The organism is Coleofasciculus sp. E2-BRE-01, assembly GCF_040221695.1.
GTDB lineage: Bacteria > Cyanobacteriota > Cyanobacteriia > Cyanobacteriales > Coleofasciculaceae > Coleofasciculus.
Genome location: NZ_JAVKEA010000054.1, coordinates 1 through 8,908, shown reverse-complemented (window position 1 = coordinate 8,908; position 8,908 = coordinate 1). Strand labels below are relative to the sequence as shown.

Sequence of the window (8,908 nt, the reverse complement as noted above, 5' to 3'; positions counted from 1 at the left end):
CTCAGTTCGGAGCGATTCAGCTTCTTCTAAAGCTAAAAGGAAGCGGACTGCCGATAATTTACCTGTGCATAGCTTTCAAACCCTGTTGGCTGATTTAGGAACGATTGTTAACAATCGTATTCAGTCTAATATCCCAGGTGTTCATTTCGACTTTGACAAGGTAACAGAACCGACTCCTGTACAAAGGAAGGCTTTAGATTTATTGGGCGTCAGCCTGATTTGTACCCAGTGACGCCCAAAGCCAAATCGCCCTAAGCCAAGATAGGCATACGGTGTAGCGATTTGTCAAAGGGGAACTTCAGTTTTAACAGGTCTAAGCTCATGGGCGTTCTCCGATCAGAGAAAAGCGTTATCTGTATCTGCTTATATTTTACTAAACGGTTTAGTAATGTCAACTACACGGTTTAGTAAAATAAGAAACATAAATCGGGCGACTTGTCCTTTCCATCCTCAGCAGGTTCCCCCAGAGCTAAGGGAAGGGTGAAAACTCTAACACTTCGGGGCGGGTTTAGTCGCATCTGGGTCAGTGAAAAAAAGGATAATCGTAAAACTCGCCCCTACACATTCAAAACCCAAAACTTAATCAAATGGTGAATCGTTCCACTCCATCCCAGTCATCCAACTCATCCAACAAAGAAAAACCCGATAAAGCCCAAGCAATATTGGCAGGTGCCTTGCAAGTGTTTACCAAGCATGGATACACAGCGGCTAGCATGGATCGGATTGCATCAGCAGCAGGAGTGTCCAAACCCACGCTGTATAGCTACTTTCAAGATAAACAGGGATTATTTGTCGCCTTGATCCACCAACTCACCCAAAACAACAGTCAGCTCATTCTGAGTTTGCCCACTGAGCCGGACTTGCAAACGCCTCCTGAGCAGGTTCTGCGTCAAATGGCAACGGCGGTACTCGAAGAGTTTGCTAACAATCCAGCGCTGTTAACCTTGATGCGGTTAATCATCGGTGAGTCTGAGCGGTTTCCGGAGTTGGCTCAAACCCATGTACGCGAAATTATCAAACCCCTCATGGAACGGCTGTCCTTATACCTAGCCTCCCAACCCCAACTCAAATTATCCGATCCCGTCGTCGCCGCCCGGATTTTTACAGGTTCTCTGGTTCATTACCTGATCGTGCAAAACATCATGCAGGGTCATGACATTTTACCCTTAGAACGCGATCGCATGGTCAATGGTCTAATTCAGCTATTAACGGCTGGGGGAGCCATGTAAAGACGTAGCATGCTACGTCTGGGAGCTGGGGGAGCTGGTTAGTTATTTTTGGCAGGATGCACTAGATGCTGCTGACTGCTTGTGTCAAGCTTGATTGAGATACTCTAATCTTGACCCAGTTTGCCAACCTCACAGATAAGCGATTATTCTGCCTATGGTGACTCTACTCAATGTAAGCAAAATAATTTTTTTTAGACTAAAGACCCAAATTTAAACTTATGCCAACGTTTCGTGATTTTGTAGCTCTAGGTGTGGGGACTGCGATCGCTCTGATCTATACAAAACCAAGCGCCTCTCAAGATTTACCGTCGCCGCTTAACTTTCAACGTCAAGCCCCGACTCATCACTATGATGGGGTGACACAGAGAGGATTGACAACGGTTGCTCCCCCATCGATTGAGGAGAATGTATTCATTGATGCAGACGATGACCGAAGAAAGGCAGAGGGCAGTGGTTCGACAGGCTCACCAACCATGCAGATGGCAGAAGGGATTGATCCTGATGTCCTCAGTACAAGCTTAGACGCGATCGCAAGGGAGCAAGGGCTTCATTCCCCCCGGAACATGACAGAGGAACCAACTCACGCTGAACGACGTGATCCCCTGAACTCTTTGAGTGAACCCGTAACCTCTGAGACTGAACATTCCGCTAATCCCACAGAACTGGCTCCAGACTCCAACCAACTCGTTACCCAAGAGCCAGACGATTCGATTGTTCCATCCCCGGAATCCATTCCATCTCTTCCCACCCTAGAGGAACCCGAAACCCCTGCACCCGACTTTCTCACACCCGATTTGGACTCTGTGCCGATACCCCCTACCACTCCTGATCTACCAATATCAGAATTGCTCAATCCCAGTGCCAATCCATTGCTGTTTCCCACCGAAGTTGAAGAAGTCCAAGTGCAAACGACTCAGCCAATTACCCTAGAACAGGCAATAGAATTGGCACGACGTAACAATCAAGAGTTACAAATTGCTAGACTTCAGTTAGAACGAGCGGATTTTGCGCTGCAAGAAGCCCTAGCTGCCGAGTTTCCATCGATTAGCGCCATTGCCGAATTTATCCGCACTGAGTCAGAAACAGGAGGTCAGCAAGGTTTTTTACAAGAGCTACTGGGTCAGACGAATCGGACCATCACATCGACAAGTTTTGATACCAGACTGGAATTAAATTATGCCGCTTATACGGCTGGGCGTCGTCCAGCAGCCATTCAAGCCGCCGAACAACAGGTACGCTTCCAGCAACTAGGTGTAGAAAGCATCCTGGCAGATTTACGATTAAATGTCACGAGGACTTACTACGATTTGCAACAGGCAGATGCCCAAGTCGAAATTAGCCAAGCGGCGGTTAATGATGCGGCTCGTAGTCTGCGGGATGCCCAGTTACTCGAACAAGCTGGCTTAGGAACTCGATTTGAAGTGTTGCAGGCGCAGGTGGAACTTGCTAATAATAATCAAGCATTAACGGACGCGATTAGTCAGCAACGCATTGCCCGCCGCCAAATTGCACAATTGTTGAGTTTGGATCAGCAGGTGGGAATTTCTGCGGCTGATCCCATAAATGTGGCAGGAGACTGGGAACTTTCCTTAGAAGAAAGCATTATTTTAGCGTTGAAAAACCGGGCAGAGTTGGAACAGCAACTGGCACAACGCAATATTAATGAACAACAACGGCGCATTGCTCTAGCGGACAATAAACCCCAGGTGAATCTGTTTGCCCAATATAATATTTCCACCCAGTTGGATGATAGTGATGGTCCGACCGATGGCTTAACGTTAGGAGCGCGGCTCCAGTGGAATTTCTTTGATGGGGGAGCCGCGAAAGCCAGAGCTAGACAAGCCGAAGCGGATGTGGCGATCGCGGAATCTAATTTTGCCAATGAGCGAGACCAAATCCGCTTCCAGGTCGAACAAGCCTTTTTCGAGCTAACAGCTAGCCAGGAGAATATTCAAACGGCATCTTTTGCCCTAGAACAGGCACAAGAAAGCTTACGATTGGCACGGTTACGATTTGGCGCTGGGGTTGGTACTCAAACCGATGTAATTAATCAGCAAACAGCATTAACTCGTTCCAGAGTCAACCTATTGACAGCAATACTAGACTACAACCGAGCGCTAGCCACCCTGCAACGTGCTATTAGTAATTTGCCCAATAGTATTCTCTTTAATGTGCCTTAGTCGTCATTTGTCATTCGTCATTTGTCATTTGTTAGGGAACAGGGAACAGGTAAGGTAGAGTTTTGAGTTAACTTCCTCATCTCCCCCATCTCCCTCATCTCCCCCATCTTCCCCTGCTTCCCCTGCTTCCCCTGCTTCCCCATCTCTAGGGGACAATTTCGGTGACGACGCGATCGCTCGATCCACTCCTGACGATCATGCTCTGATCCTGTAATTTACCTACGGCGGTGGCTCCAGTGACATTAAAGGGGGGATCAACTTGTTTATAAATCACATTCCCCGACGCCTGCATATTCTGAGTGGGAATGTCCCACCTAACCTGATTGGCGTAGAGTTCGGCTTGATTGCGACTACCCACACCTTGGACACCCCCCTTTAAATTGGCGACTTCGCTCTCTAAATCTACCTGTCCCTGATTCGCTGTAATCACCACCTTCTCGCCCTGATGGACAATCTGAACAGGCTGATTTGAGCGGACTGTTTCCGCCTTGACATCCCAGATTGCCTCATTGCTGGAGATTAAAACTGGGGGATCAATAGATGTAAGCTGAACATCTTTTTTCAGGATCGCGATTTTGGTTTTTAGGTTATAGTCCGTCTGGTTAGCGACTACGCGATCGGTCACAGTGTTATCCTTGTACCGTTCCGTTTGAGTCCGTTGATCCCCAATTAACTTTTGCCCTTTGATTTGCCAAAGTAACTGCTCTGTTTTCAGTTGCACATTGGGATCTTTCGAGATTGCCTGAACCGAGCCTTTCAGTTCCATTTGCTCTTGGCGGGTTAAATACTGTCCTTCATTAGCCGTGACCTCGATTTGTTCAGGATGGCGTCCCTCTAAGTTTCGGCGTACCACTAACAACTCATCCTGGGGTAACCACTCCAATTCCTCACCCTTGAAAACCGCGCCATTGCGGGTATCAGTAGCCGTAATATCTCCTCGCAGAAAGATTTGTTTCCCATCTTCCCGAACTTCCCCACTCTTGGCTGATACTTTTAAAATAACCTTTCCATCCTGAAATAAATCACCGATGGGCTGTTCAACTTTAGCGATTTTTTTGTCTTTAGTATAGGTTGCTTGGTTAGCTTTTACCCGCCATAAAGGACGACCTTGTTCATCAGCTTGCTCCAAGGTGACATTGTTGAATACAAGAGATCCTTCAATATCGGTAGACTCTGTATCTTGTTGAATTTTCTTGACCGTTTGACTGTCAGTCTGACAGCCGAAGAGTGGAGCATAAGCCAATAGACAGAGGCTCACCGCAAAACATCGTTTCCAACTCAAAATCATTGGAGCTAGCTTCGTGAAATTTTGATGATGAGTCATTAGTCCTTATCGCTAAAAACTCAGGACTAATGACTCATAACTCATGAATTCAAATTCGGGTATTCGTAGCGAGCTTTCTGGCTCGCATTACCAGAATTTCGACATTGCCATTATTGACAATAACGTTTCCATGACGAACAGCTTAATGACCCATGGAAGGATCTCCGGGATCATCCATCATACCAATACCGGATAACGGACGATAGGTATAGTTTTGTCGTGGGGATTTGCGGATACTTTCTTGAATCTGATCCAGATCAATATACCGATCCGCGACATTAATCAGACTATCGCTAGTCATCGAACGTAAACTAACCACCTCAACCCGCACTCCTCGATAACTGACGGCATCTACCGCATAAGCTAGATCACCATCACCACTGACGAGAATGGCAGTATCATAAGATCCCACTAATGCCATCATATCGACAGCTATTTCCACATCTAGATTGGCTTTTTTCGAGCCATCGGGTAACTGCACTAAATCCTTAGCAATCACCCGGTATCCATTACGGCGCATCCACAGCAAAAACCCTTGCTGCTTTTCATTGGTGCGATCAACCCCGGTGTAAAAGAAGGATCGCAGCAATCGTGAACCAGCCGTTAAACGAACCAACAGTTTCGTGTAATCGATTTCAATGCCTAATTGCAAAGCTGCATAAAACAGATTCGAGCCATCAATGAATATGGCAACTCGACCGCGATTTTCTAAAACTTGTTCAGGTGTAAAAATGGGATCGGTACTAAAATTATTCAACATGATTTTTATGCCTCAGTTTTTTATGCAAGAAATAGATGCCTCCTTCCCAACCATCTTCTCGTTTAGTCAGCCGTAAGTGTGATTTTGGCTGAAAACGACGGAACACTATTAGGCTTCCATCGCCCAAAAACAAGTGGGGATGTCCTTTAGCGATGATTCGCTAACGTTCCCCAATGCCGAGGAATGACTTATGTTGCATGATCTTAAATGAGAGTTTTTTGGTTAAAGTCACTGGGATTGCCAGGTTTTTGGTAGATATCGATGTTTATTGGGAATAGTCAGCACGAGTAGACAAGCTGTTAGTCTAACTGATTCCCCGATACTGTACAAGACCTGCACAGTTAGGGTAGTGTTTCCGTATCTTGGACGAACTGCCAAACTCTTGTTTGACAAGGAATTGGTTAAATGAGTTAAGGGAATTAATTCCCCAAATGATGGTTTTGGCTACTTGCCTCAAGGCGAGGACAGTCTCCATATTAGCCATGCGATCGCTTAACCGTTGCTGGATAGATTCTAGACCATGATCTGTCCTCCTGTATTTGTGGATACTCTCTACCCTAGCCTCTTGGTAATCGGGACTCCTCTTACCTAGGCTTCGGCACAGGAAGTCCCTGAGTTTGTGGGCTACGTTGCTTTTAACGGTCAATGTGTTTCTTTGAGTCCGATTAGAAGTCATCGATTGTTTACAAAAACACCCTCCCTTACTTGGTTGTCATGGTATATACAGTTGGCTTTATTTAGCATTTTGCCCAAAAAAAGTATTAAATACTACAAAATATTAACAAACTTTACTAAATTTTGTTGAAAAATGCTTGAACTAACTAAAAAAAAGGAGTTATTTCTCAATATAAAGAATTATTTCGTTAAATTTAGGAGAGTTCAAGCTCTTCTCTAGGTTGAGTGACAGGTCAACGGAACTGAGATTAAGTCAAGGCAGTAGCAGAGGTAAGTCTTGGTAATTTGCCGTCTATCCATATAATAGCGATTTTGTCAACTCCTGTTGTTGAATAGGGGCTAAGACTACTGCGATAAGCTGCGCCAGCTCCCTAATTGTTCCCATATTTCCCAGCATTTCAATCATCCCCACTTTCAGACTATTTGCCAGTCAGCCGTATTACCGCTTATTGTAAAGAAAGATTAAATAACTATCCCTAAGGGTTGTGTCAAGACTAATCGATACAGATCTCAGCTTTAGCCGAGAAAGCCCCTAGGGGGGAAATTGTCTAGTATAAGCGAAGGCTACCTAAAGTCAATGATGCCAGAGCTAAAAAGTCATCCTTATTTTCTGACACCGCGATCGCCAAATCCGGATTATCCCTTGTTCGTCTATTTACCGGGGATGGATGGAACCGGTCAGCTCTTGCGATCGCAGATACCCAACTTAGCCGCAGCGTTTGATGTTCGGTGTTTGGTCATTCCTCCCCACTATTTGAGTAACTGGCAAGATTTAGCCAATCAGGTGGCTAGCTTAATTGCCACAGAACTCAGCCAACGACGCAGCCAAAGCGTTTATCTGTGTGGCGAGTCTTTTGGTGGCTGTTTAGCCCTAAAGGTCGCCCTCACCGCCCCCCATCTGTTGCACCGAATCATTTTATGTAATCCAGCCACATCAGTGAGTCAACCCTCTTGGCTACTGTGGGGATCACAATGGTTAGGCGTATTACCCGATAATGTTTATCACCTATCTACTTTGACATTGTTACCCGTCTTATCATCCCTCAATCGGATGATTCCCAGTAATCGCCGCGCCCTCTTAGAGGCGATGCGGTCTTTACCCGCAAAAACGATGCATTGGCGAGTATCCATGCTGAGGAATTTTAAGGTTGATCCAGCAGCACTTGAACCGTTGACTCAACCCGTCCTCATTCTCGCCAGCGCTGCGGATCGCTTGTGGTGTTCGTTAGCCGAAGCCAAATCCTTAGTCAACTATCTGCCAAACGCTACAATGTCGGTGCTGCCGAAGTCAGGTCATGCCTGTTTACTGGAAACAGATGTCAACCTATTCGAGATTTTAAACCACCAAAACTTCTTAGATCTCAGTGTTCCTCAGCCCGAACTTGAATCTGATTTATCGGAAATTATCGGGGTTTAGGCGAGGAGTTGAGTGTACAGGTGTTCCCTGGCGCAATTGAGTTCCTGTTCCCCCATCAGCCGGATCAAGAAAAGGTCGCAAGTTAATCACTTCCGAACTGGGTCTAGACGGTTGACCAATTCCCAAAACCGATAACCCCTCATTTAACAACTGATTCAGCACATCTGAACCCTTATCATCTTCAATAAAAGTGGTAACAGCATCCGTCGATTGACCACTATCAGCAACCGTCAAATTTTCAAACACGCGATCGCGAGTAAGTTGAGGATCTTGACCCGGCGGTACAGTCAGGACGATTTGACAGTCTGGGTTCTTCTGCGTGGTGACACAAATAATGTTGTAATTATTTTCCGTCGCTGTCCGCATTTCCAATAACCCATCCGGTCGATAAAACTCCAAACGGCGGCTAATTTCATTACAGCGGCGTTCTGGAGTCCAACCTCCACCCATCAAACTAGGAGTCGCCCACGCATAAGCTTGCTCAGGTTGACTTTCGGGGTGATACATCACCATGTATTCCCCCTCAAAGAATTGGCAGGTGAATCGAGGGTCATCAGTGTTATTCTGAGCAACGGTAGCATCACGCTGAAGCTGATTTTGAACGGGGAGGTTTTGGTTGACAGGGTTGACGGCTAAAACATTCGTACTAGCGAGGACAACGGCTAAACTTGCTGACCAGCCCGTGGTTCTTAACCCCAAAGACACCCCCTCTGATATTAAATGGCGGGTCATCTTAGTCGAGGGAACAGGGAATCGGGAAGAGGGTTTCATGATCTGGATACGTTGTGGATAATCGACTACTTATGAGGTTAAGACCATAGCAGTACGATAAGAGGTTCCCTGAATACTTCACTGTCATTTGTCATTCGTCATTCGTCATTCGTCATTTGTCATTTGTCATTCGTCATACTCGCTCCCTTGAGCAGCAAGCTACGTCATTGGTTATTTGCTTCCCCATCTTCCCCATCTTCCCAGCATGCCAAAATAGCGCGATACGTTTCTTCGGAACAGGCTCCGCCAACGCGCTATTTTGACAATAGACAAGAGATAGGTTGAAACCCACGCTAAATAAAGGTTTCAGCGATTGTAAGTAGGGCGGCAGCTCGCCGAAGTCTGAGCGCTAGCCGAACGTCTAAAAAATCGCGGAAAGCTGGACAGTGAGGCAGTTTTGGTTTTTTGGCAGGGGTAAAGAACTGTAACCAAATCTCTATAGACATCTACGCAAACCTAATCAAAATGCATAGCTATAACCATCCTTACGGTGAATCGGTGTGCAGTAATCCAATCGGGTTGACCTCCTTTTCTTGTCGATAACGAACTCGC

7 protein-coding genes and 1 pseudogene are annotated in these 8,908 nt (G+C 46.1%); 4 read left to right on the top strand and 4 right to left on the bottom strand.

What is annotated here, in order from left to right; translation table 11 throughout:
- From RIG66_RS06195 to RIG66_RS06185, 3 genes and pseudogenes are all read left to right on the top strand, one after another.
- Positions 1-232, top strand: a pseudogene (locus tag RIG66_RS06195) (IS1634 family transposase); the annotation flags it as partial.
- A 355-nt stretch (positions 233-587) separates the two neighbouring features.
- Positions 588-1,229 (top strand): TetR/AcrR family transcriptional regulator, encoded by a 642-nt coding sequence (locus RIG66_RS06190; protein ID WP_446376216.1) that lies wholly within the window; start codon positions 588-590, stop codon positions 1,227-1,229.
- 218 nt (positions 1,230-1,447) lie between these two features.
- On the top strand, positions 1,448-3,409 hold the full coding sequence (locus RIG66_RS06185; protein WP_446376214.1) for a TolC family protein: 1,962 nt from the start codon (positions 1,448-1,450) through the stop codon (positions 3,407-3,409).
- 24 nt (positions 3,410-3,433) lie between these two features.
- On the opposite strand, the gene RIG66_RS06180 is transcribed toward RIG66_RS06185, so the two are convergent.
- From RIG66_RS06180 to RIG66_RS06170, 3 genes are all read right to left on the bottom strand, one after another.
- Entirely contained in the window at positions 3,434-3,565 is a 132-nt protein-coding gene (locus tag RIG66_RS06180) for a hypothetical protein (RefSeq protein WP_446376212.1), read from the bottom strand.
- Positions 3,555-4,733, bottom strand: coding sequence for an LPS export ABC transporter periplasmic protein LptC (gene lptC / locus RIG66_RS06175; RefSeq protein ID WP_446376210.1), 1,179 nt, complete (start codon positions 4,731-4,733; stop codon positions 3,555-3,557). The genes RIG66_RS06180 and lptC overlap by 11 nt, the downstream gene beginning before the upstream one ends.
- A 142-nt stretch (positions 4,734-4,875) precedes the next feature.
- Complete coding sequence (locus RIG66_RS06170; protein WP_446354357.1) at positions 4,876-5,493, bottom strand: LabA-like NYN domain-containing protein; 618 nt, start codon at positions 5,491-5,493, stop codon at positions 4,876-4,878.
- Between the two features lie 1,252 nt (positions 5,494-6,745).
- On the opposite strand from RIG66_RS06170, the gene RIG66_RS06165 reads away from it, so the two are divergent.
- Positions 6,746-7,585, top strand: a complete 840-nt coding sequence (locus tag RIG66_RS06165; RefSeq protein WP_446376208.1) for an alpha/beta fold hydrolase — start codon at positions 6,746-6,748, stop codon at positions 7,583-7,585.
- On the opposite strand, the gene RIG66_RS06160 is transcribed toward RIG66_RS06165, so the two are convergent.
- The gene (locus RIG66_RS06160; RefSeq protein WP_446376206.1) at positions 7,562-8,356 is read right to left on the bottom strand and encodes a COP23 domain-containing protein; all 795 of its coding nucleotides are present in this window, start codon (positions 8,354-8,356) and stop codon (positions 7,562-7,564) included. The two genes, RIG66_RS06165 and RIG66_RS06160, sit on opposite strands and share 24 nt — an antisense overlap.
- Positions 8,357-8,908: the final 552 nt, after the last annotated feature.

What these genes read in the sequence shown, in the direction of transcription:
- RIG66_RS06185 (WP_446376214.1), top strand. Translation starts at nt 1,448, where the DNA reads ATGCCAACGTTTCGTGATTTTGTAGCTCTAGGTGTGGGGACTGCGATC.
- RIG66_RS06165 (WP_446376208.1), top strand. Translation starts at nt 6,746, where the DNA reads ATGATGCCAGAGCTAAAAAGTCATCCTTATTTTCTGACACCGCGATCG.
- RIG66_RS06170 (WP_446354357.1), bottom strand. Translation starts at nt 5,493, where the DNA reads ATGTTGAATAATTTTAGTACCGATCCCATTTTTACACCTGAACAAGTT.
- RIG66_RS06160 (WP_446376206.1), bottom strand. Translation starts at nt 8,356, where the DNA reads ATGAAACCCTCTTCCCGATTCCCTGTTCCCTCGACTAAGATGACCCGC.
- lptC (WP_446376210.1), bottom strand. Translation starts at nt 4,733, where the DNA reads ATGACTCATCATCAAAATTTCACGAAGCTAGCTCCAATGATTTTGAGT.
- RIG66_RS06190 (WP_446376216.1), top strand. Translation starts at nt 588, where the DNA reads ATGGTGAATCGTTCCACTCCATCCCAGTCATCCAACTCATCCAACAAA.